This is a genomic window from Cloacibacillus evryensis DSM 19522, from assembly GCF_000585335.1.
Classification (GTDB): domain Bacteria; phylum Synergistota; class Synergistia; order Synergistales; family Synergistaceae; genus Cloacibacillus; species Cloacibacillus evryensis.
In genome coordinates, this window is sequence record NZ_KK073872.1 from 1674049 (window position 1) to 1696999 (window position 22951).

17 protein-coding genes are annotated in these 22951 nt (G+C 57.0%); all 17 read right to left on the reverse strand.

Features of this window, described 5'->3' with window-relative positions; all coding sequences use genetic code 11:
- The 17 genes from murA to CLOEV_RS07465 all read right to left on the reverse strand — a co-directional run bounded on the left by murA (position 1) and on the right by CLOEV_RS07465 (position 22547).
- A complete protein-coding gene (gene murA, locus CLOEV_RS07385) occupies positions 1-1281 on the reverse strand; it encodes a UDP-N-acetylglucosamine 1-carboxyvinyltransferase (protein WP_008711729.1) in 1281 nt (426 codons plus the stop codon).
- A complete protein-coding gene (gene wecB / locus CLOEV_RS07390; protein ID WP_034442852.1) occupies positions 1282-2406 on the reverse strand; it encodes a non-hydrolyzing UDP-N-acetylglucosamine 2-epimerase in 1125 nt (374 codons plus the stop codon).
- 19 nt (positions 2407-2425) lie between these two features.
- Positions 2426-3316, reverse strand: coding sequence for a glycosyltransferase family 4 protein (locus CLOEV_RS07395; RefSeq protein WP_008711732.1), 891 nt, complete (start codon positions 3314-3316; stop codon positions 2426-2428).
- A 69-nt stretch (positions 3317-3385) separates the two neighbouring features.
- Complete coding sequence (upp, locus tag CLOEV_RS07400) at positions 3386-4486, reverse strand: uracil phosphoribosyltransferase (RefSeq protein WP_008711734.1); 1101 nt, start codon at positions 4484-4486, stop codon at positions 3386-3388.
- 28 nt (positions 4487-4514) lie between these two features.
- The gene (gene meaB / locus CLOEV_RS07405; RefSeq protein ID WP_008711736.1) at positions 4515-5450 is read right to left on the reverse strand and encodes a methylmalonyl Co-A mutase-associated GTPase MeaB; all 936 of its coding nucleotides are present in this window, start codon (positions 5448-5450) and stop codon (positions 4515-4517) included.
- Between the two features lie 82 nt (positions 5451-5532).
- Positions 5533-5769: a hypothetical protein gene (locus CLOEV_RS07410; RefSeq protein WP_008711738.1), complete on the reverse strand. Its 237-nt coding sequence runs from the start codon at positions 5767-5769 to the stop codon at positions 5533-5535.
- A gap of 105 nt (positions 5770-5874) precedes the next feature.
- Positions 5875-6846, reverse strand: a complete 972-nt coding sequence (locus tag CLOEV_RS07415; RefSeq protein WP_008711740.1) for a Gfo/Idh/MocA family protein — start codon at positions 6844-6846, stop codon at positions 5875-5877.
- Positions 6847-6894: 48 nt separating this feature from the next.
- The gene (locus CLOEV_RS15955) at positions 6895-7674 is read right to left on the reverse strand and encodes a purine nucleoside phosphorylase YfiH/LACC1 family protein (RefSeq protein WP_008711742.1); all 780 of its coding nucleotides are present in this window, start codon (positions 7672-7674) and stop codon (positions 6895-6897) included.
- Positions 7664-8965: a bifunctional folylpolyglutamate synthase/dihydrofolate synthase gene (locus tag CLOEV_RS07425; RefSeq protein WP_034445558.1), complete on the reverse strand. Its 1302-nt coding sequence runs from the start codon at positions 8963-8965 to the stop codon at positions 7664-7666. The genes CLOEV_RS15955 and CLOEV_RS07425 overlap by 11 nt, the downstream gene beginning before the upstream one ends.
- A 5-nt stretch (positions 8966-8970) precedes the next feature.
- Positions 8971-11637: a valine--tRNA ligase gene (locus CLOEV_RS07430; protein ID WP_034442855.1), complete on the reverse strand. Its 2667-nt coding sequence runs from the start codon at positions 11635-11637 to the stop codon at positions 8971-8973.
- A 174-nt stretch (positions 11638-11811) separates the two neighbouring features.
- Complete coding sequence (gene yihA, locus CLOEV_RS07435; protein ID WP_008711745.1) at positions 11812-12432, reverse strand: ribosome biogenesis GTP-binding protein YihA/YsxC; 621 nt, start codon at positions 12430-12432, stop codon at positions 11812-11814.
- 2 nt (positions 12433-12434) lie between these two features.
- A complete protein-coding gene (lon, locus tag CLOEV_RS07440; RefSeq protein WP_034442857.1) occupies positions 12435-14762 on the reverse strand; it encodes an endopeptidase La in 2328 nt (775 codons plus the stop codon).
- On the reverse strand, positions 14749-16074 hold the full coding sequence (gene clpX / locus CLOEV_RS07445) for an ATP-dependent Clp protease ATP-binding subunit ClpX (protein ID WP_034442860.1): 1326 nt from the start codon (positions 16072-16074) through the stop codon (positions 14749-14751). The genes lon and clpX overlap by 14 nt, the downstream gene beginning before the upstream one ends.
- A gap of 59 nt (positions 16075-16133) precedes the next feature.
- Positions 16134-16718 carry an ATP-dependent Clp endopeptidase proteolytic subunit ClpP gene (clpP, locus tag CLOEV_RS07450; RefSeq protein WP_008711748.1) on the reverse strand — a complete coding sequence of 195 codons (585 nt, stop codon included), beginning with the start codon at positions 16716-16718 and terminating at the stop codon, positions 16134-16136.
- 59 nt (positions 16719-16777) lie between these two features.
- Positions 16778-18136: a trigger factor gene (gene tig / locus CLOEV_RS07455; protein ID WP_034442863.1), complete on the reverse strand. Its 1359-nt coding sequence runs from the start codon at positions 18134-18136 to the stop codon at positions 16778-16780.
- A gap of 310 nt (positions 18137-18446) precedes the next feature.
- Positions 18447-19787 carry a sodium-dependent transporter gene (locus CLOEV_RS07460; RefSeq protein ID WP_008711752.1) on the reverse strand — a complete coding sequence of 447 codons (1341 nt, stop codon included), beginning with the start codon at positions 19785-19787 and terminating at the stop codon, positions 18447-18449.
- Between the two features lie 246 nt (positions 19788-20033).
- Positions 20034-22547 carry an autotransporter outer membrane beta-barrel domain-containing protein gene (locus CLOEV_RS07465; RefSeq protein WP_169732205.1) on the reverse strand — a complete coding sequence of 838 codons (2514 nt, stop codon included), beginning with the start codon at positions 22545-22547 and terminating at the stop codon, positions 20034-20036.
- Positions 22548-22951 lie beyond the last annotated feature (404 nt).

Genomic DNA, 22951 nt, shown 5'->3' on the forward strand with positions numbered 1-22951 from the left:
CTATTCCGTAAATTCTATCTCCGCGCCGAGAGCGCGCAGCTTCTCCACAAGCCCCTCGTAACCGCGCCAGACATGCTGGAGGTCGCAGATCGTCGTATCGTCCTCGGCGGCCAGCGCAAGCAGTATCAGCGCCGCTCCCGCGCGGAGGTTCGATGAGTGGACCTCCGCTCCGTTCAGCCTGCCGACGCCGGTGACGATCGCGATGTTGTCCTGCACCTCTATTTTTGCTCCCATCTTTTTGAATTCGTTGATGTGGAGCAGGCGTGAGTCAAAGACGCTTTCATGGATGACGCTGGTACCGTTCGCGAGTGTGAGCACCGCCATAAGCTGTGGCTGCGTATCCGTCGGGAAGCCCGGGTAGGGCATGGTCTTTATCGTCACGCCTTTGAGCGGGGCTACCCACTTGGCCGTGATCTCGCTGCCAAAGACGTCGATCTCGACGCCGGCCTCCCGCAGCTTGTTGAGTATCGCCTCCATATAATTGGGCGAGATCCCCCGTACCGTGACGCTGCCGTTCGTGATCACGCCGGCCATCAGGTATGTCGCCGCCTCGATGCGGTCCGGGATTATCTCGCCGCTCGCCGAATGGAGCGAGCCTGCGCCGGTGACGCGGATCGTCTCGGTCCCGTCGCCCTTCACCGGGGCTCCCATGAGGCGCAGTATCTCCGCGAGGTTGACTATCTCGGGCTCTTTCGCGGCGTTTTCGATGAAGGTGGTGCCCTCCGCGAGCGCCGCCGCCATCATCAGGTTTTCCGTGGCGCCCACCGAAGGGAATTCCAGGGAGATCGTCGCCCCGCTAAGTTTGCCGGCGGTCGCCGTTACCGCGCCGCCTTTAAGTTCTATCTCGGCTCCCATTTTGGCAAGTCCCTTAAGGTGAAAATCAAGGGGCCTGCTGCCAAGCACGCAGCCTCCCGGCAGCGGCAGCAGCGCCCGTCCGCATCTGGCGACGAGAGGCCCGAGCACGAGCGAAGAGGCGCGCATTTTGCGCACCAGCTCGACGGGGGTCTCGCAATTGAGCTCATGAGGCACATCGATCGTCATGCAGTGGTTATCGAAGGTCACCGCGGCCCCAAGGTGCCTGAGCAGGTCGCACATCGTGTGGATGTCGTATAGATCGGGGACTCCTTCCAGTTTCAGCGTCTGGCCTTTTAAAAGGATCGAAGCCGCCATCACAGGCAGAGCGGCGTTCTTGGCTCCCTGGACAGATATAGTCCCGCTGAGCCTTCTTCCGCCGCGTATGATCATTTTTTCTGCCAATTTTTTCAAACCATTAGTTTCCATTTAGTCCCGCAGACTCTCCTTTAGAGTATTTGCTATTTTGATTGAGGCCGTTCCGTCCCCGAAGGGCTGAGCCGCGCACTTCTTTTCTATCTTTGCGATCTCCTCCGGGCTGTCAAGCAGCCTGACGGCCGTATCGAGTATCTTTGCCCGGTCGACCCCTACCAGCAGCCCGCTGCCGTGCTCCACCGCCTCGGGGCGTTCCGTGACGTCCCTCAGTATCAGCACCGGTTTCTTGATCGCCGAGGCCTCTTCCTGGACGCCGCCGCTGTCGCTGAGGATGAACTTTGAGGCGTTCATCGCCCAGACAAAATCGGGATAGTCCAGCGGGTCGCAGAGAATGACCTTTTCCCTGCCGTCGAGGTATTTATGTATTATCTCACGGACCGCGGGATTTTTGTGCATCGGGATGACCATCCACAGTTCAGGGTGGCTTTCGATTATACCTACGAGCGCCCGGCAGATATCCTCAAGCGGCTTGCCCCACGATTCGCGGCGGTGAGCCGTGACCAGCACGAACGGCGCGCCCTCCGGCAGTGCCCTGAGCTCTTCGCATTTGGGCTTAGTCTGCGCCGCGACGGTATAGAAGAGGGCGTCGATCACCGTATTGCCGGTGACGCTGATCCCGCTTTCGGGCACCCCCTCTCTTCTCAGGTTATCGGCGGCCAGCTCTGTCGGCGCGAAGCCCCAGGTCACGATCTTGTCGATCAGGACGCGGTTCATCTCTTCCGGGAAGGGCAGCCTCATGTTCCAGCTGCGCAGCCCCGCTTCGACGTGGCCGATCGGGATGTTGCGGTAAAAGGCGGCAAGCCCTGCCGCGAAGGTCGTCGTCGTGTCTCCGTGCACGAGTACGGCGGCGGGTTTGACTTCGTCGAAGTATTCCCCCGCGCCGGTGAGCACGGATGACGTTATGTAGTCGAGCGTCTGGCGTTCCTTCATTATATGCAGATTTCTGTCCGCCGTGAGGCTGAAGAAGTCAAGCACCTGGTCGAGCATGGCCGCGTGCTGCCCCGTCGCCAGTATCCTCACGTCAAAATATTCCTGTTTCATCAGCGCGATAACGACGGGAGCCATCTTGATTGCCTCGGGTCTCGTCCCGATAACGCATACGATCTTTTTCTTATCCATTACGGCGCCTCCTTGTCTGTTAAAAGAAGTTGAATACCGGCAGCCCTATAAGGCGCATGCCAAGGGCGATGATGAGCGCGTGTGCCGATCCCATTACGATCAGCGTCGCCAGTTTCGGCAGGCCGAAGTCCTGCAGTTTATGGTGCGCGTGTCCCCTGTCCGGCTCAAAGGGCGACTTTTTGTGGAGTATCCTGCGCGTCATCGCGACCAGCGTGTCGATGACCGGCACGCCGCCGAGGAAGAGCAGTATAATGGCAAGGTGTATGAAGCCGGTCCCGAAGATGTTCGGGAATATACTCCACGCGAGTTGTGCCGAGCAAATATATCCCAGCAGCGTGCTTCCGCCGTCGCCTAGGAATGTGCGCGGCTGCGGAAAGTTCCAAAGCAGGACGCCGAAGACCAGCCCGGCGAATGGCAGCCACACTCCCCTGCCGCCCGCGAGCAGCGCGCAGAGCGCGGTGATCAGCGTGATCGTGAGACATAGCCCGTCCATTCCGTCGATGAGGTTATAGGCGTTGGTGGCGCCCGCGATCCAGAATACGAACAGCGCCCGCTGCCAGAGCGGGACCGGCAGAGGGAAGATGACCCAGGCCGCGGCCAGCAGGTGGAATATCAGGCGCAGCAGCGGCGGCAGCGGGTGCATGTCGTCCATATATCCGACGATGAATATCACCGACGCCCCGGTGGCGATGTAAGGCACCTCGACTCCGGGGTTGCCGGTGAAGAGGGCCCACATGAGATAGCCGCTCCACAGCACAAGCCCCGCGCCGCGGGGCATGATGCTGTGATGTTTCTTTCTTCCCCCGGGGATGTCCAGCAGGCGGAACTTCTGCGCCAGCGCGATCGCGATAGGCGTTCCTACCAGTCCCCAGAGGAAGGTCAAGAGCGTGAACAGATATATTGAAAGCAAACTGAATCCCTTTCGTTATTTTTTATTAACGGCCGCCGTCATATCGGAGATACGCGGAGGGCGCTTCTCTTATTTTGTGCCGAAGAGCCTGTCGCCCGCGTCTCCAAGTCCGGGCACGATGTACCCGTGGTCGTTGAGGTGGCTGTCGACCGCCGCCGTATAGATATCGACGTCGGGGTGGGCCTCATGGAAGGCGGCGATGCCCTCGGGAGCCGCGAGCAGCGAGACCAGCGAGACCTTTTTGCCGCCTCTGTCCTTGATATGGCTGACGGCCGCCGCCGCCGAGCCGCCGGTGGCGAGCATCGGGTCCACGACGAATATCTCGCGTTCCGAAATGTCACAGGGCAGCTTGCAGTAATAGTCGACGGGCTTGAGAGTCTCGGGGTCGCGGTAGAGGCCGATGTGCCCCACCTTGGCGTTGGGGACGAGCTTGAGTATGCCCTCTACCATGCCGAGCCCCGCGCGCAGTACCGGCACGATCGCGAGTTTTTTGCCCGAGAGGGTGAATACGCGCGTCTTCGCGACGGGGGTCTCTATCTCAGTCTCTTCGAGCGGCAGGTGGCGCGTGATCTCATAAACCATGAGCCCGGCGACCTCCTGTACAAGGTCGCGGAAATCTTTTGATGAAGTCTCTTTATTGCGCATGAGTCCCAGCTTATGGCGCACGAGCGGGTGGTCGATTACCACGGTCCTCCCGCCGCCCGCCGCGGCCTCGCGTGAGTTTGAGTTCTCGTTTTCGTAAGCGCTGATCTTTTCGAGCCGGAAGCAGTGCCGTCCGCCCTCGAACGGTTCGGCGAGCCAGGCTTTGACCATATCTTCGGCGACGTCGGCCCCGAGCACGCGCGCGCCGAGGACAAGGACGTTGGCGTCGTTGTGGCGGCGGCTCATGACCGCCGTGAAATGGTCGTGGCATAGCGCGGCGCGCACGCCCCTGACCTTGTTGGCGACGATGCTCATGCCGATGCCTGTCCCGCATACCAGTATCCCGCGTTCGGCTTTATGGCTCGCCACCGCGTCGGCGGCCTTGAATCCCCAGTCCGGGTAATCGACCCGCACGTCGCCGGAGGCCGTGCCGCAGTCCAGCACCTCGTGCCCCGCCTCCGTAAGCCTGTTCTTTATCTCTTCTTTGAGCTTGTATCCCGCATGGTCCGAAGCTAGCGCTATCTTCATAATTTATCGATTCCTCCGTATAGGTTATTTATTTTACAACCTTATGCATTATCTCGCCGGCCAGAGTGTACGGATTGGCCCTTCTTGACGAAAGGTCTTCCATCACTTCGTCGCTCTTCCGCTCTTTCCATGCGTTCTCGACGAGCTGCGATATCTCGCCCCTCAATATCGCCTCGACCTCCATTTCAAGCTGCGACCAACGGCGGCGTTTGCCCTCCTCGCTGCTGCGGAGGTAGTCGCCGTGCCTTTTTATTATCTCCCGGACTTCGTCTACTCCGGTGTTTTTGTTGGAAGAGACGAGCGCCACCGGCGGTATCCATTCGCGTTCGCCGATCATCTTGAGCATCACCTGAACGTCGGCGGCCACCTTGTCGGCCCCCTCCTTGTCGGCTTTGTTGACGACGAACACGTCGGCGATCTCCATGATGCCGGCTTTCATGATCTGAACGTCGTCGCCCATGCCGGGGGTGAGGATGAGGCACACGGTGTCGGCGATCTTCACGATATCGACCTCCGACTGCCCGACGCCGACGGTCTCGATTATCACGACGTCAAAGCCGCAGGCGTCGAGTATCAGAGCGCCTTCGTGCGTCCCGCGGCTGACGCCGCCAAGGTTGCCGCGCGAGCCCATACTGCGGATGAAGACGCCCTCTTCAATGGCGTGGTCCTGCATACGCAGGCGGTCTCCCAAAATCGCGCCGCCGGTGAAGGGGCTCGACGGGTCTATGGCGATCACGCCGACCTGCTTTCCTTCCGCTCTGAACTGCGCAATCAGACGGTTCACGAAGGTACTCTTACCTGCTCCCGGACTGCCCGTTATGCCAATCACCTGCGCCCCGCCGGTTTTAGGATATACGGTCTTCATTATCTCCTTCGAGGCGGGGGAATCCGCTTCGACAAGGCTGATAAGGCGTCCTATGGATCTCGTGTCTCCGGCTAACGCGCGTTCAAGTAGCTTATTCATGGTCACAACTCTCCCTGTGTTTATTTTAAAAACGACGCAAGCGGGCGGAACATAATATATTTTTCTGCCGCGCTTGGTATGTTCATTTGCTGAATAATATGTCTATACCGGCAAAACAGTATATGCCAAGCCCTATGGACGCGGCAAAGGTGAAGCCCAGCACCATCCGCAGATAGAGGACCCACGTTGCGCTTCCAGGCCATTTCCCCGACTGGATATTCACGACCATGCGCGCGAGAAGAAGCGACACTCCGAATAAGCCGAGGGCTACAAAGGCCTGAATGTTTACCGATGGTACGTTTTTAAATAATTCAAACAAATCCCGCTTCACCCTTTCAGAAGACGTATACAATAAAAAAGAGAGGAAAACTTTTCCTCTCTAAATAATAACGCTTAATCCGCGGTATGTCATGGCCTCTTTTATCTATATCGCCGAAAGAAGCGAATAATTCTGTGTCTTTTCCTCATGGATCTGACGCAGCGCGGCGACGCACACTTCAAGCGCGCGTTTGCCGTCTTTGATGCCTACCATCGGCTGAAGGCCTTCACGAATGCAGGAGATAAAGTGCTGAAGCTCCATCTTCAGCGGTTCGGTCTTAGGAAATACGGGGTGCTCCATCACCTCGACGATATTTCCCCCGCTCTGGCGCACGCAGCGCTGCACGGTGATGTCCTGCGTTTCATAATTGACCGTCACAAAACGCTCGGCTTCCGTGATCTCCATCTGGCGCAGCCGTTTTTCGGAGACGCGGCTGACCAGTATCTGGGCCATCGCGCCGTTGGCGAAACGCATCTGCACAGAGGCGATGTCCTCATGGTCCGTGCGGATGCACTTGCCGATAGCGGATATCGAGACGAGATCAGAGTTTATCATCGAAAGGATGATGTCGACATCGTGTATCATAAGGTCGAGCACCACCCCGACGTCGCTGATGCGCGGCGAGAAGGGGCCTATGCGCCGCGTCTGGATGAAATAGGGGTCCTTGATGAACTCGCGCGCGTGCTCCACGGCGCTGTTGAACCGCTCTATGTGGCCGACCTGAAGGATGACGTCTTTTTCCACCGCGAGGTGCAGCAGCTTCTCCGCCTCGTCTACGCTGGTGGTGACGGGCTTTTCAACAAGCACGTGCACGCCGTGTTCCATCGCGGTCTTTGCGATCTCATAGTGCATGCTTGTGGGAACGACGATACTCACCGCGTCGGGGCGGGTCTCTTCGAGGAACATTTCAAAATCGTTGTATGCGCTTACACCAAGCGGTTCCGCTATCGTATGCGCGCGCTCGTCGTTTATATCGACCACGCCGACAAGCTGAGCCCCCAGTATCTCCGTATATACTCTCGCGTGGTGCATCCCCAGATGCCCGACGCCGATAACTCCAACCCGTATTGATTCCATAAATTTCACCTCTAGGAGAGTGGTATTAGCTCGTGCTTTCTATTATTCTCACGTTAAATTCCGATTTTTGGCCTCTCCGGCCAACAGGAATATCCTCTTTTTTTCGTCGCCCGCGCGGTATGAATAAAAATAATCATTATGACAACAGGTACAGCGATCATACATGTAAATTCTATCATAAATCAGGCCGGTTTCCAGAAGTTGGCTGACTATCTGGCCTTTGATGTCAAAGTTGAAGCAGCAGCCGCTCTCCGAAATATTCTCCGCAGAAAAACTTTTCAGCGCGAGCGCGGTGGTCGGGTCCTCCCTCCGCCGTGAATAACATTCCCTGCCGATGGCCGGCCCGATCCAGGCCCACATTTCTTCGGGACGCTGCGACGGACGCCGCGCGAGCGCCAGCCTTACGGCGTTCGCGGCGATGTTTTGCAGAGTGCCCCTGAAGCCGGAGTGCAGGATCGCCATCCAGGGGCTTCCAGCCGCGCCGGCGATGACCACCGGCGTGCAGTCGGCAAAACGCAGGCTCGCAAGCGGGCGCGATCCCGCGGAGATAAAGACGCCGTCCGCCTCCGTTCTTTGCGGAAGAACCTCTTCCTCGCTTGCTTCGATAATCCGGACGCCATGAACCTGGTGCGGGGCTACGAGCGGCCTGCCGTGGTAAGTTTGGCCGAGTGAGCTCCAAACCGCCGCGGGGTCGCCCTCGGCGGCGTCGCCCAGCGGACCGCGCGCATAGAGTTTCGCGAAGAAGGTCTCTTCCAAAATAGAGGGCATTACCATCTCGATGATAATGCCGCTCTCGTCTTTCCCTGTTTTGAATCCTTTAAATTCCATCTCTTCGTTCCTTGATATATCCGACAAGAAAGAGGCTGCCGCAGCATAACACCGGCGCGCCTTCTCCCGAGGCGGCGGCGATGGCTTTCAGCGGGTCCTTGAAGCTTCCGGCAGTCCTGAGAGAGGCGTCTGCCGCCTTCTCCGCCATCTCCTCCGCTCCAAGCGAACGCCCGCAGCCCGGGACTTCCGTGCAATAGAGGGTAACGTCCAGCCCCTGCAGGAAGGAGAGGGCGCTGCCGATCTCCTTATCCTTCATCATCGCGATGACGATGTTGATACGGCGCTCTCCCATCACGGTCCTCAGCGTTTCGGCGACGCGCCTCATGGCGTGCGGATTGTGCCCGCCGTCTACGATCACCATAGGCTGTTCGGATATGACCTCCATGCGCCCTGGCCATACCGTTCCGGCAAGGCCCTCCCTGACGCTTCCGGCCGTTATCTTCGTAAAGCTTTGTCCGAGCAGGCGCGCGGCGGCGGCGGCAAGCGCCGCGTTGTCCGCCTGGAAGGTCCCCATCAGCGGAGTGCGGTATGTTTCTTCCCGGCCGTCTTCATCCTCAAGGGTGAAAACGGTGCCGGAAAGGGAAAATTCCGCCTCTTTGATACGATATTGGGAGGAGAATATATGCGGGAAGGCCCCGTGCAGCTTCGCCGCGACGATAAACTGCGCGTCGAGAGCGGCCTCTCCGGCAAAGAGCGCGGGCGTTTCCCTGCGCATTATCGCGAACTTCTCGGCCGCCACCCTTTCAAGCGTCTCCCCCAGATATTCCGTATGGTCGAGCCCGATCGGCACTATAAGGCTGAGCCTGACGTCGCCCAGGATGTTTGAGGCGTCGAGCCTGCCGCCCATACCGGCCTCAAAGACCGCGATATCCGGCGATTCTTCGGCGAGTATCATGATCGCCGCCGCCGTTACCAGTTCGAAGTATGTGGGAAGGTTGCCATCAAAAAAGGGCGTCTTCTTTATTATATCGTCGAGCCTGGCGGCAGCCGCGAACCATTTTCCGGAGGCCGCCCGTTTATCGTCTATTACCAGGCGTTCGGAAAAATCGACAAGGTGCGGGCTTGTATATAGGGCAGTTTTATAGCCTGATTTCCGTAGTATCGAATAGAGGCTGGCCGCCGTCGAGCCCTTCCCGTTGGTGCCCGCGACGTGTACGGCGGGAAAATCATCCTGCGGCATCCCCGCCTCCCACAGCAGACGGGCGAGACGGGCAAGCCCCGGGCGGATGCCCGGACTTGCCATCTCCTGCAATCTATTTTCTAACTCTGAAAATTTTTCTTTTTCGTTCATCAAAATCAGTTGGTCAGGCTCCTGAGGTTTTCCCTCAAACGCACCGCCTTTGTTTCGTTATCGGCGAGGTTGCCCTTTTCCTTGTCGATAACCTCGGCGGGCGCTCTTTCCACGAACTGTCTGTTCGCGAGCTTCGCCTTGCTCTTCTCGATATCCTTTTCAAGTTTCTCGATATCGTTCTTGAGGCGCTGTATCTCTTTGTCGACATCCAGCAGTTCGCCCACCGGCAGATATACCTGGACGTCGTCGAGTACGGAGGCAAGGCTTCTCTCCGGCTTGGCGGCCCCCTCTTCCGTGAAGGTGACCTGCTCCACCTTTGTGAGCAGCCGTATCTGCTTTTCGCACTCTCTTAGTAGCGCGAGCCTCTCTCCGCTGTGAACGGCGAACGTCACGCCGGGGATCGTCTGCTGCGGCGCGATGCGGGCCTCGGCTCTGAGGTTGCGGACCGCGCGGACGACGTCGCGTATGAAGTCCATGTCCGCGAGGACCTTTTCGTCTATGACCTCTACGCGCGGCGCCGGCCAGCCGCTGTGCTCGACGAGCCCGCTCCCGAAGGGGAAGGCGTGCCAGAGTTCCTCTGTTACGAAGGGAATTATCGGGTGCAGCAGCTTGATGACGTCTTCAAAGAGCGCGAGCATGACGGCCTGCGTCGTCCTGCGGCGCGGTTCGCCCTCATCCCCGCGCAGGGCGGGCTTTGAGAGTTCCAGATACCAGTCGCAGAGCTCGCCCCAGGTGAAGTCGTACATCAGGCGCGCGGCCTCGCCGAAGAAATAGCCGTCGAGCAGGCGCGTCATCTCCGCCGATACCTGCGATATGCGGTTGAGCATCCACTTATCGTGGAGCTGGAGCTCGTTTTCATCTATCTTTTGTCCGGCTTCCGCGTCTTCTAGGTTCATGAGCGCGAAACGGCTCGCGTTCCAGAGCTTGTTCATGAAAAGGCGGTATGTCGAGATACGGTCGGTGGAGAGGAAGATGTCGCGTCCCTGGACGGTGAGTGCGGCCAGCGTGAGGCGCAGAGCGTCCGCTCCGTAGTCCTTCACGATCGTCAGCGGATCGATGACGTTGCCGCGCGATTTGCTCATCTTCTGTCCCTTTTCGTCGCGCACGAGGGCATGGATATACACGTCATGGAACGGGACTTCGCCCTTCATCCCCTCGAGTCCGAACATGATCATCCTCGCGACCCAGAAGAATATTATGTCGAACCCCGTCACCAGCACGGAGGTCGGATAGAACTTTTTCAGAGTCTCGGTATCGTCGGGCCATCCCATCGTCGAGAAGGGCCAGAGGCCGCTCGAGAACCAGGTGTCGAGCACGTCCTCATCCTGACGGAGGCTGCCGTTCCCGCATTTCGGGCACTTGTGCGGCGCCGTCTCTTCGACGATTATCTCGCCGCACTCGTCGCAGTACCACGCGGGAATGCGGTGTCCCCACCAGAGCTGGCGTGAGATGCACCAGTCGCGGATGTTTTCCATCCACTGGTAATAGACGTTGGTCCACTGGTCGGGAACGAACTTGATCTTTCCGGCCTTTACCGAGGCGACTCCGGCGTCCGCGAGCGGGCGCGTGCGGACGAACCACTGCTCCGAAAGGTATGGTTCGATGACGGTGTGGCAGCGGTAGCAGTGTCCGACCGAATGCCGGAGGTCGGTGACGGAAAGCAGCACGCCCTCTTTTTCGAGGTCGGCAACGATCGCGGCGCGCGCCTCGAAGCGGTCCATGCCCTGGTATTTGCCGGAGTTCTCGTTCATTACGCCCTTGTCGTCGATGACCTGTATCTGTTCAAGACCGTGGCGCTGTCCGACGAGGAAGTCGTTGGGATCATGGGCCGGAGTGATCTTGACGCAGCCGGTGCCGAATTCGGGGTCGACCATGTTGTCCTCGATGACGGGGATGACGCGGTCCACGAGCGGAACGATCACCTTTTTGCCGACAAGGTGGCGGTTCTTCTCATCACGGGGGTGTATCGCGATGGCGCTGTCTCCGAGGATCGTCTCGGGGCGCGTCGTCATGACTATCACGCCGCCCTCTTCACCGTCGGCGAACTTATAGGAGACCTCGTAAAACTTGCCGTCCATCTCTTCGTGCTCGACCTCAAGGTCCGAAAGGGCGGTCTGGCAGCGCGGGCACCAGTTGATCAGGTACTTCCCGCGGTAAATGAGTCCCTTTTTATAAAGCTCCACAAATATTTTGCGCACCGCGCGTGAGAGCCCCTCGTCCATCGTGAAGCGTTCACGGTCCCAGTCGCACGAGGCGCCGAGTTTTTTAAGCTGATTTATGATGGTGCTGCCATACTGTTCTTTCCATTCCCAGACTTTTTTGACGAATTCGTCGCGTCCGAGGTCATGGCGGGATACGCCCTCTTTGGCAAGCGAACGTTCGACTACGTTTTGCGTGGCAATGCCGGCGTGGTCCGTGCCGGGCAGCCAGAGCACCTCGTATCCCTGCATCCTCTTCGTGCGGCAGAGAATGTCCTGCAGCGTGTTATCGAGCGCGTGTCCGACGTGAAGCGAACCCGTCACGTTGGGCGGCGGTATGACGATTGAAAATGGCGGTTTCGGCGATGATGAATCTGCCTTAAAAAGCCCCTCCGCTATCCATTCCGCGTACCACTTGTCTTCGATCGGTACGGGATCATAGCTCTTGCCTAACTGCGTCTTCTCGGAATCCATTTCCGTTTTCCTCCTCAATAGGCCGGCCTGGTGGCGCGGCCAGTATCTATTCCCATCCCGTCAGTCCGGCCGTTCCGGCACCTCGTAGGATGGGGTACCGATGATAACATGTGACGGAACGCCTGGCGTCCGGCACATCCGATCATCGGAATAGGCGTGGTTTTCTGCCCGCTTTTAGCGTGCCTCCTGCGCGTCGAGTTTTATCATCTCGGAGAGGACCTCTTCGATGCCGTCCCGCAGTTTCGCCATCTCGGCGTCGTTTACGCCGGAGGTGACGAAGGGGGGTAAAATGGAATCGATCCCCGCGCGCATTATTGTATTATACTGCCCCTTCCGCTTTCCCGGCGAGATCTTGTCTCCCTTGGTAAAGACCACGATGCGCGGCATCTCCATCCGGTCGAGCCAGCCGGTGAGCTCGTTGTCATTGGCGAGCGGGCCGTGGCGGAAGTCTATGAGGTGGACGACATAAGATATCGGCCGGTCCTGGCTGAAATAGTCGTCTATCAGCTTCCACCAGCTCCTGCGCTCGTCCATCCCGCGCGCAGCGTAGCCGTAGCCCGGCAGGTCGACGAGCGAGAATTTATGCGGCTCGGCGTCGACGTTATAAAAGTTTATGCTGCGTGTCTTGCCGGGCTTGGAGCTTACCTTGGCGATCTTCCTGCCGAGCAGCGCGTTGATCAGCGTCGACTTCCCCACGTTCGAGCGCCCGACGAAGACGATCTCGTGAGGGCCCGGCGGCGGCAGCTGCTGTTTGTTGAAGGCTGTGCAAAACAGCTCCGATTTCCATACGCTCATTTTTATCCCCCCGGCCTCAATGCAAGTTCAAATACCCTTGAAATATTTGAGACGTAATGCAGCTTCATCCCGTCCAGTACCCAGCCGCCGAGCTCCGTTGTGTCCGGCTTGTTTGCTTCGGGCAGTATTATTTCTTTTATGCCAAGTCTTTTTGCGGCTAATATCTTCTCGCGGATTCCGCCTATGGGCAGGACGCTTCCGTGCAGAGTCATTTCACCCGTCATGGCGTATCTGGTGTCGATCTCGCGTCCCGTGAGCGTCGAACAGAGCGACAGGGCGAGCGTTATCCCCGCGGAGGGGCCGTCTTTCGGCACCGCGCCGGCGGGGACGTGGATATGTATGTCCTTCTTGTTCCATTCAAAGCCTGCCAGCCCGTAATGTCCGGCACGGGATTTCAGGTACGCGAGGGCGGTCGTCGCCGATTCCTGCATGATGTCGCCGAGGTTTCCGGTATATGTCACATTGCCGGTGCCCTCCATGACCGCAGATTCGATGAGGATGACGTCTCCCCCCGTCTCTGTCCAGGCAAGGCCGATCGCCGTACCGACGGCGTTTTCCTTCGGCACCTTTGTGTTATGGAGCTTAGGGGGGCCGAGGATCTTCCTGATACGCTCCCTGGTGAGGGAGCCCTTTTCCTCCGTTTTATCTTCCGTCAGCTCGGCGGCGATCTTCCGAGCCGCCTTCGCGAGTTCGCGGTCAAGCGAGCGGACGCCCGCTTCCATCGTGTAGGATGAAATTATATCCTTGAGCGCCGCGTCGGAGATGACGAAGTCCTCTTTTTCGAGCCCGTGTTCCTTGATTATCCTGGGGATCAGGTGGCGTTTGGCGATCTTCAATTTTTCCTCCAACACGTAGCCGGGGAGAGGAATGACCTCCATGCGGTCGAGAAGAGGCCTCGGTATCGTAGAGGCGGAGTTCGCGGTGGTGATGAACATGACCTTGCTCAGATCGAAGGGGACCTCGAGGAAGTTGTCGGCAAAGTGCCAGTTCTGCTCTGGGTCGAGCACTTCGAGCAGCGCAGACGATGGGTCTCCGCGAAAATCAGAACCCAGTTTGTCGATCTCGTCCATTAAAATCAACGGGTTGTTCGCCCCGCACTGCTTTATCTTCTGGATGATGCGGCCCGGCAGCGCGCCGACATATGTACGCCTGTGGCCGCGTATTTCAGCCTCGTCGTGCATCCCGCCAAGCGATATGTTGATGAATTTTCGTCCCATCGTGCGCGCGATCGAGCGGCCCAGTGAGGTCTTGCCGACGCCGGGAGGGCCGACGAAGCAGATCACCTGCGCGCGCATGCTTTTTCCCGCCCGCTTTTTGACGGCGAGGTATTCAAGGATGCGTTTTTTCACATCTTCGAGGCCATAGTGATCCTCTTCGAGGACCTTGCGCGCGTTGGCAAGTTCCAGGCAGTCCTCGGTGGAGCTGTTCCACGGCAGTTCGGCCAGGGTCTCGATATAGGTCCGCGCGACGGCGGCCTCCGGCGAGACGGGGGCAAGCTTGGTGAACCTTGATATCTCTTTATTGACGCGTTCCATGACGGATTCGGGCATCCCCGACGCGGCCGCGGCGGCGCGCAGTTCCTCCGCCTCGGAGGCGGGGCTGTCTTCTCCCAGCTCTTCGTTGATGACCTTAAGCTGCTCGCGCAGATAGTAGTTGTGCTGGTCCTTGTCTATCTCCGAGCGGACGCGGTCTTCCAGGTCCCGTTCCAGCCCCAGCAGCTCGTTTTCCGTTATCAGCATCTTTAGGAGCAGGCTAAGGCGGTCTTCCGTCACGGAGGTCTCTAATATTTTTTGTTTTTCGGTGATGTCGAGGTGGCTGTGCGAAGCCACTACGTCGCACAGCACGTCCGGCGCGTCTATATCCCTGACGGAACGCGCGATCTCCTCCGGCAGTTTCGGGTCGAGGTGGACGTTTTGTTCGAATTCCCGGAGGATGGAACGCATATGCGCGCGGGTCTCCAGCGAAGGGGTGCTTTTCTCCGTTTCCAACGGTTGGACTGAGGCCAGCATGAATGATTCGTTTGCCGCGAACTTCACCGCTTCGGCGCGGTAGCCGCCCTCGACGACGACTTTCAGCGAACCGTCCGGAAGGCGCACGTTCTGGAGTATTTTGCACACGGTCCCGACCTTGTACAACCCGTCGGGCTGCACCGTATCAGGATAAGGTTTTTTCTCCGCCGTGATGAAGACTATCCGGTCATGCTCCCCCGCCTCTTCGACGGCGCGCATCGAACGCGGCCGGCTGATGAAGAGCGGCGAGACGACGCCCGGAAAGACTATCATATCCCTCACGGGGATGATCGGGTATACAAGCTGCTTATTCTGCGCCATGCGCCATGTCACCCGTCTCGACAAGCGGCTTTTCCGTCCCCTCGACCGCACCCTTTGTAACTGTGAGCGAGGCGACGTTGGAAGACTTGTTGGGGATCTCATATTGCAGATCCAGCATCAGCCTCTCAAGAATGGTCCTGAGCCCGCGTGCGCCGGTATTCAGCTTGGCGGCGCGCTCGGCGATCGTCCGCACGGCGTCGTCAGTGAACTCAAGGTCGATGTCCTCAAGGGCAAAGAGCTTCTTGTACTGCTTTAAAGGAGCATTCTTCGGCTCTTTGAGTATCCGGACGAGCGCGTCTTCGGAAAGCGACTCCAACGCCACGAGAACGGGGAGGCGTCCGATGAACTCGGGGATGAATCCGTACGAGCGCAGGTCATCCGGCTCAAGTTTCTTCAGGAGTTCGGCGCTGCTGCGCTTGCTCACATTTGAGCTGATCTCGCCGCCGAAACCAAGTTGTTTTTCGTTGGTGCGCTGCGATATTATCTTTTCCAGACCGTCGAATGCGCCGCCGCAGATAAAGAGGATGTTGCTGGTATCGATGGGTATCATCTCCTGGCTGGGATGCTTGCGGCCTCCCTTCGGCGGTATGTTCGCCACCGTGCCCTCTATTATCTTCAACAGCGCCTGCTGGACGCCCTCGCCCGAGACGTCGCGCGTTATCGACGTCGATTCGGACTTGCGCGCTATCTTGTCGATCTCATCGATATAGATGATGCCGCGCTCCGCCGCCTGGATGTCAAAATCGGCGGCCTGCAGCAGGCGCAGAAGGATATTTTCAACGTCTTCGCCCACATAGCCGGCTTCGGTCAGCGTCGTGGCGTCCGTCATCGCGAAGGGGACGTGCAGCATCTTGGCGAGAGTCTGCGCCAGCAGCGTTTTACCGCTGCCGGTGGGGCCGACGAGAAGGACGTTGCTCTTCGGCAGTTCCACATCGTCGTCGCCTACGGCAGGGTTCAGCAGCCTCTTATAGTGATTGTAGACGGCGACGGATAGCACCTTCTTCGCCTGCGCCTGACCAATGACATACTGGTCGAGAAACTCCTTTATCTCTGCCGGTTTGGGCAGTTTATCTATTGACGGAAGAGAAGTATAGTCAGGATTTTGCTTTTTCTGTGATTGCTCAGGCTCATCCGCTCCCAGGTGCTCGCCCCGCAGCAGTATGCTGCAGAGGTGGACGCAGTCGGAGCAGATAAAGACATTCGACTGCTGTCCAGCAAACAGCCTAGCAACGTCGTTCTGCGATTTGCCGCAGAACGAACAGCTGTTTTTCTTTTTTTCTTTGAATACATTCCCGTTTTTATTTTCATACATGCGAACTGGCTCCCCGCAACAAAATAAGGGGATCCCCCGATGGAATCCCCTCATCAGATTTAGCGTTTTTCAATTATCTTGTCGACGATTCCATATTTCAAAGCCTCTTCCGCTGACATGTAGTAGTCTCTGTCCGTGTCGGCTTCGATCTTGTCCAGCGGCTGGCGCGTGTGCTTTGCGAGTATCTCGTTGAGCTTCTCTCGCGTCTTTAGTATCTCCTTCGCGTGGATCTCGATATCCGAGGCCTGCCCCTGCATGCCGCCCATCGGCTGGTGGATCATTATCTTCGCGTTGGGCAGCGCGAGCCTCTTGCCGTCGGCTCCGGCGGTGAGGAGCACCGCTCCCATGCTCGCCGCCATCCCGAGGCAGATCGTCGAAACGTTGGGGCGTATATACTGCATAGTGTCGTATATCGCCAGCCCCGCCGAAACAGACCCTCCCGGGCTGTTTATGTATAGAGAGATGTCCTTGTCGGGGTCTTCGCTCTCAAGGAAGAGCATCTGCGCCACCACAAGGTTTGCAACAGTATCGTCTATCGCAGTCCCAAGGAATATTATCCTATCCTTCAGGAGGCGGCTGTATATATCATAGGATCGCTCTCCTCTTCCGGACTGCTCTACAACTATAGGAATGTAGTAAGACATTATAATATTCCTCCTTTTATTCTTTATTTTATCTTTCGTTTTACAAGGCCGGACAGAAGCTATTCGGCCTCTTTCTCGACCGTTTCCTCCGCTTTCTTCTCGGGGACTTCCGTGACCTTGACGGCGGTCACGAGATAGTCGAGCGTCTTGCGGTTGCGGATCTTCTCGGCCATTTCAAAGAGCCTGTCCCTGTCACCGTAGACGTAATCCTGAAGTTTTTTCGGATCGATCCCGGACATGCGGGCGATCGAGGCGATCTCCTGCGTCAGTTCGTCGGGGGTCCACTCAATGTCGTTGGCCTCTGCCACCGCCTCAAGGACGAGGGCGCGCTTGACGATGTTCCTCGCGGCGGTTTCGAGCTCAGTATCATAGCCCTCTTTGCTCATGCCGCTCTTTTCAAAGAAATCGTCCATCGTCATGTTGTTCTCTCTCTTGATCCTCTCAGCCTGCTGTTTCTTGATCGAATCCTTCTGGCGGTCAACGAGCGTCTGCGGGATCTCGACCTCTACCAGCCCGGAGATCTTGTTCACGATCGTGTCTTTGAGGTTCTCTTTGCTCTGGTTCTCCGCCGCGGTCTGAAGCTGCTTCCTGATCTCTTCCTTGAAATCGTCAACTGTTTTGTGCTTCGACTGGGTGATCTCGGCAACGAGCTCGTCCGTCAGTTCAGGGGCGGTCTTCTTCATTATGCCGAGTATCTCTATCTCGTAGCGGCTCTTCACGGCATGGTCTTTCTTTGCCTCTTCGCCCTCGATCGGAAGCTCTATGGAGACGGAGTCTCCGGGGACCTTGCCTACGATGGCTTCGACCACTTCAGGGCGCATCGTATCGGCTCCGAGGAATATCTCCGTCTTCTGTCCCTCTTCCGCCTTCTTCTCGCTGCCGTCCTCGTAATAGACGAATGTATCATATTTGACCGAGGCGTAATCATCCTTCGTCAGCGGGCGGTCCTCATATGTGGGGACTACTTCGGCGCGGCTTTCGACGATGCGCTTCACCTGCTCCTCGACCATCTCGTCCGTCGTCTCATAGACCGTCTTTTCAACTTCTATCTCTTCAAGGTCCGGCAGATCGAACTGCGGAGTAACTTCAAACTTCACCGTGACCTCGAAGTCCTCGCCGTCTTTGATCTCTCCCGGTTTTACTTCTGGTTCGGTGATGAGCTTAAGCTCGTATTCCTCTATCATTTTATCGATCGCGTCGGGAATGAGGTTCTCGATCGTCTCGGCGTATACGGATTCTTTAGGGAAATAAAGCTCGAGGGTCCGGCGCGGGATCTTTCCCTTGCGGAAGCCCTTTATATTGGCCTGTTTGGATATCTTCTTATAAGTGCTTTCGACGGCTTTCGTCACCTCTTCGGCGGTGAACTGTGCCTTGGCCTCAACGAGGTTCTTTTCCTGCGAAAGTATTTCGGTCTTCAATTTATTTTTCCCCTTTCAAATTATTACAGCGCTCTATGTTTAACCATAGCATTTTACCATAACAAACTAATTTCCACACATAGATATTGTGGAAAATTTTCAAAATATGTGCCAATTCACTAAAAACGGCCTGAAGCCGCCGCGGCTTCCCGTATCGCCGGCATGGTTCCGCATCTGCCAGGAGATGTCAGAGTAATTCCGGCAAAAGCGCGGAGGCCGCTGATGTGCAACGCGCACAAATATATCACAGCGGGCTGAAGATGAAAAGCGGCATTTTTCCGGCGCCGTTTTGTCGGTCTTTCTTCCGGTATCAGCCGATCCCTCCGGGAATTACGATGCCGAGCACGAATACCAGCGCGGTCAGCACGCAGTATACATACTTGCTGAGCGGATATATCCAGGCCGGCAGCGGTTCGCGGCGTCCCTTCTGAAGCTCTTCGCAGACATATTTTTTGCCGAAGACCCAGAAAAACATGATGCCCGCCAGGCCAGCTCCGAGAGGGCATACATAGATGGATACGAAATCCATCCAGCCGCCGACGATACCCTGGATGCAGGTGGAGACAACTATGCCCGTGCCGGCGACGCAGAGGCAGCTCTGAAGGCGGCTTAGCCCGAGCTTTTCCTGCAGCGTCGCGATCGGCGTCTCGTAGAGGTTTATCAGCGAAGAGACGCCCGCGAATGTGACGGCGACAAAGAATATTATCACGATCAGCGGGCCGCCCGGCATACTTTTGAAAAGGTTGGGCAGCGCGACGAACATCAGTCCCGGGCCGCCTGAATTCAACTGCGCGCCGGTGGTGGCGATGGCGGGAATGATTACGAGCGCGGCAAGCATCGAGGCGATCGTGTCAAAGACGGCGACATTGCGCGCCGAATAAAGAACGTCCTCCTTATCGCTGAGATAAGAACCATAGATCAGAGTGCCGTTCCCGGCGACCGATAAAGAAAAGAAAGACTGCCCCATCGCGTATATCCAGGTCATCGGGTCACAGAGCCCTTTGGGATCGATGGTGAATATGTACCGATATCCGTTTGCGGCGCCGTCCTGAAAGAATACGTAAACTCCGAGGCCGACGAACAGCAGAAAGAAGAGCGGCATCATAATGCCGTTGGCCCTCTCGATCCCGCCGCCTATTCCCATGATGAGGATAAAAAAGGTCACGGCGACGGCTGCCAACTGCCATAGATTGTTGCCGAAGGCGACGGCCATGCCGCCGAACATCGCCCCGAACGCCTCGGGAGAGGCCGGGGCAAGAGTGGCGCCGCTGAACGCTCCAAAGGTGTATCTGAATATCCAGCCTACGACCACCGTATAACCGATCGCCAGGGCAAGCGATCCAAGCACGGGTATGATGCCGACGGCTTCTCCCGCCCTCCCGCTCCAACCGCGCGACTCGACCGCCTTTTTAAAGGCTCCCATCGGCCCGGAACGCGTACCGCGGCCAAAAGCCATCTCCCCCGTCACTCCCGAAGAGGCGATCAAAAAAACAAAGATAAAATACGGGATAAGAAAAGTGCCTCCGCCATAGCGCGAAACGCGCTGCGGGAACATCCAGATGTTGCCCATACCGACCGCAGAGCCGATACACGCCAGAATAAAGCCCCATTTGCTGATAAAACCATCCCGCGCCTTGCGTTCGTCTGCCATCAACACTCACCCCTGCTTAGATCATAGGTCTCCGACCTGTGGATTCGCCTATTATATTACCTATGGCGTCAATATTGAAACATAAAATTTCTCGCGGCAGAGGCGGCAAATATGTTAATTGAAATAATCAGGCTGTGCTCCGATTCCTGTGTTCCACAGAACGCCGGAATTAAAAAGAGGAAAAGCCAGGCGCTCTGCCCGGACTTTTCCTCTTGTGACACTGAAAAACTCTGTTTCCTTTATGCTCTATATTTCAAAAGACAGCCCCGCGTAAACAGCTAACGGCTCGTGTGCGGCCTTACCGTTGCTGTGCTGCAGACGCAGGTGAATGTACTTGCCTTTCGCGCAGCCCCAGTTGCAGCCGACGCCGTAAACTCCGCGGGTCCCGCCGATGCTGGATTCATAGAGGCCTTCGCTCATAACGGAGCTTATCTTCGTATCCGAGTCGCGGACGACGGACGCGTCGCAGTATACATCCAGCAGGCCGCCGTTCTTAAGCTGCCACAGGCGTCCGAGCAAGAGGCCGCCGCGCAGCCTGACGTAGTCCGCCGAACCGATATTTACCGTTATGCCGCTGTTGGTGACAAAATCTGCGCCGGATACTCTGTTCCAGGAAAACTGCAGCTGCGGTTCCAAATACCAGCCGTCGCTTCCCGCGCCGCCGCTGAAAAGTATCTTTTTGCCGGCTTGCAGAGAGCCCCCCGTCCCGTTAGAGCCCCATTCACCATTAACGCTTCCGAGTCCGAGCACCCTGCGGCTGAAACCGTCGGGGTTCGTAACGTCGAGTTTTGATTCGTAGCGGTTGTATTTGGTCAGAGCGTTCAGATACAGCCCGCCGGAGCGGCGGTATACGCCGTAAAGTGCGGCGTAAGTGGATTTGAGCTCCTTTTTTCCGAACGGCACGTCGATATCGTCTTTACCGTACCCCGCCATCACGCCATACCAGAAAATAGCGCCGCGGTTTTCTATCCTGCGGTCATATCCGATCGCGGCCGTCTTGAATTTTCGCCGGTCGGACGCCCCCCGCAAACCGTCATAACCGAGGTCGACGCGGCTGAGCGCCGCCTCGGCCCAAAGGCCGCCTTTCCAGAGGCCGTCCCTGTATATTCCCATGCGTTTTGTCAGAGTGCCGGCTTCAGTGTGCCACGTGTCATACATAAAAGCTGCCGCGGCGATCGCCTTTCCTGTCGGAGTCAGCCCGTCCTCGCCCATAAGCGACAACTTGTCTCCCCGTTTGAGATACCATTCGCTTCCGGAGGAGTCCGCCTCCTTTACCAGCGCATACTTCCAAGCGCCGGCGTGAATGTATTTGACTCCGGCTCTATTTTCGTCATGATCGGCAAGGTCAAAGAGGCCGCCGGTTCCGGCGGCGCGCACGAGCGCCGTTGAACGCACGGCCCCTGCGTTGGCCGCGTTATATACCGATATCGCGCTTGTACCGCCGGCGCTGCCGGTAATATCCAGCAGATCGCTTGCGCCCGTGCCGCCGATGCCGGTTTTCATCTTTAAAACGCTGCCGGGCGCGCCGCTGTACTTTATGGCAGTGACTATCTTTTGCCCGCCGCTCGAGCCGAAATCTATGACGCCGGCGTTGTCGATGCTGTCAAAATGGTTCGCTGACGGCCATGCCGCCGCTTCGTTCGCTCCGGCGGTCCCCACGCTCCATGAAGAGGTTCCGTCTATGCTTAACGCGACGCCGCGCCGATCCGGCACCGAAACATCCATAGAGCCGTATACGCCGCCAGCCCAGCGGCAGCCCCCATTAAAGGCCAGATCCAGCCCGTCGTTCCCGGAGTAAAAGACGCTTCCTGAAAGCACTGACGACACGGCTTCAAACTTGCCGCCGTTCTTAACATCCAGCAACCTGCCGAAATCGCCTTTTTGCTTCATATTCCTCACCGTAACGCTGCCGCCGTCGATGGTGCAAATATTGGCGGACCGGCGGCCCGAGACCTCGATGCCGTCGACCTTGACAGATGAGCCTCCAGACGCGTGAAGCGCGGCGGCCCCGGCGCCATTCGCCGCAACCTTGATATTTTCCGCGCGCAGTTCGGATTTTTCCATAGCGCAGATGCCGTGGGAACGATCTCCCCCAGTCTCAATATCGCTGTCCGAAACATGCGCGAAAGAACGGTCGTTAGCGTATACTCCGTGGGAGTTTTCTCCTTCGGTATATAATCTGCCGCCCATAACGTCCGCGGAAGAGGCGACGTCCGCAAAGACGGCATGTGAGCTGGCGCCCCTCGTGACGACCTCCGCCCCGTCAGCCTTGAGCCCGGAATAAGAGGCCGCGGCGGCTCCATAGGCTTCACCGCCATTTGTTGATATGCGGATGCCCCTGACACTCAGGCTTGAGCGGTTTGCGAAACACCCCATTCCCTTATTCCCTAAAGTATCTATCTCGGTGTCCGCGATCTCACAGGAGGAGTTGCCCATGATCATTACGCCGCGCCCCTCATCTTCCGTGCTGATATGGGAATTGAGCACTTTTATCACGTTGTGGTTGTCGCCCCACACGCCGGTCGCGTGTTCGCCGAACGTCTTTATTTTGATGCCATTCAGCGTAAGATCCATAAATTGGCTGCAGTAAATCGCGTGCTCGTATGGGTTTTTCGTAGTTACGCTGTCGCCCGCGGACAAATCATTTGCCCCCGGGTACATTTGCGTACCAATATAATCCGCCGCGGGTGCCGCCTGCGCGCAGGCGGCCGCATAGATCATGGCTGTAATAAGTGACGTTAAAAAGCTTCTGTTTCTCATTGGTCCGATATTCTCCTTCATTATCCTTATTCATGTTAGTGGTTAGTTATAGCTAACATTTTTGAGATAAAAACTAGATATACATGCTCCATCACCTCTTTACCTGCACATCACGGGGAAATTTTGTTTCCTGAATTTTTACAGCTTGGTTATCATAAAAGGCAATGCAATTCGTCGCAAATCACATTTTTTTCACTAAAATAGAAATCATTGCGCATTATTTCCTATAAATCAATAAATGACAGCTATATATTGATATTTACATATAGGAATGATTGTTCATACGGATGCAAAATAAAAATTAATTTATAAGATACTTTTTTTATTTATACCATCCGGCAAACACCGGATTTCTAGCTGGTATAGCTGTATATCAGGCATATTACGGGACATTTTATTAAAAA

What these genes read in the sequence shown, in the direction of transcription:
- murA (WP_008711729.1), bottom strand. Translation starts at nt 1,281, where the DNA reads ATGGAAACTAATGGTTTGAAAAAATTGGCAGAAAAAATGATCATACGC.
- wecB (WP_034442852.1), bottom strand. Translation starts at nt 2,406, where the DNA reads ATGGATAAGAAAAAGATCGTATGCGTTATCGGGACGAGACCCGAGGCA.
- upp (WP_008711734.1), bottom strand. Translation starts at nt 4,486, where the DNA reads ATGAAGATAGCGCTAGCTTCGGACCATGCGGGATACAAGCTCAAAGAA.
- meaB (WP_008711736.1), bottom strand. Translation starts at nt 5,450, where the DNA reads ATGAATAAGCTACTTGAACGCGCGTTAGCCGGAGACACGAGATCCATA.
- CLOEV_RS07415 (WP_008711740.1), bottom strand. Translation starts at nt 6,846, where the DNA reads ATGGAATCAATACGGGTTGGAGTTATCGGCGTCGGGCATCTGGGGATG.
- CLOEV_RS15955 (WP_008711742.1), bottom strand. Translation starts at nt 7,674, where the DNA reads ATGGAATTTAAAGGATTCAAAACAGGGAAAGACGAGAGCGGCATTATC.
- CLOEV_RS07425 (WP_034445558.1), bottom strand. Translation starts at nt 8,965, where the DNA reads ATGAACGAAAAAGAAAAATTTTCAGAGTTAGAAAATAGATTGCAGGAG.
- CLOEV_RS07430 (WP_034442855.1), bottom strand. Translation starts at nt 11,637, where the DNA reads ATGGATTCCGAGAAGACGCAGTTAGGCAAGAGCTATGATCCCGTACCG.
- yihA (WP_008711745.1), bottom strand. Translation starts at nt 12,432, where the DNA reads ATGAGCGTATGGAAATCGGAGCTGTTTTGCACAGCCTTCAACAAACAG.
- lon (WP_034442857.1), bottom strand. Translation starts at nt 14,762, where the DNA reads ATGGCGCAGAATAAGCAGCTTGTATACCCGATCATCCCCGTGAGGGAT.
- clpX (WP_034442860.1), bottom strand. Translation starts at nt 16,074, where the DNA reads ATGTATGAAAATAAAAACGGGAATGTATTCAAAGAAAAAAAGAAAAAC.
- clpP (WP_008711748.1), bottom strand. Translation starts at nt 16,718, where the DNA reads ATGTCTTACTACATTCCTATAGTTGTAGAGCAGTCCGGAAGAGGAGAG.
- CLOEV_RS07460 (WP_008711752.1), bottom strand. Translation starts at nt 19,787, where the DNA reads ATGGCAGACGAACGCAAGGCGCGGGATGGTTTTATCAGCAAATGGGGC.
- CLOEV_RS07465 (WP_169732205.1), bottom strand. Translation starts at nt 22,547, where the DNA reads ATGAGAAACAGAAGCTTTTTAACGTCACTTATTACAGCCATGATCTAT.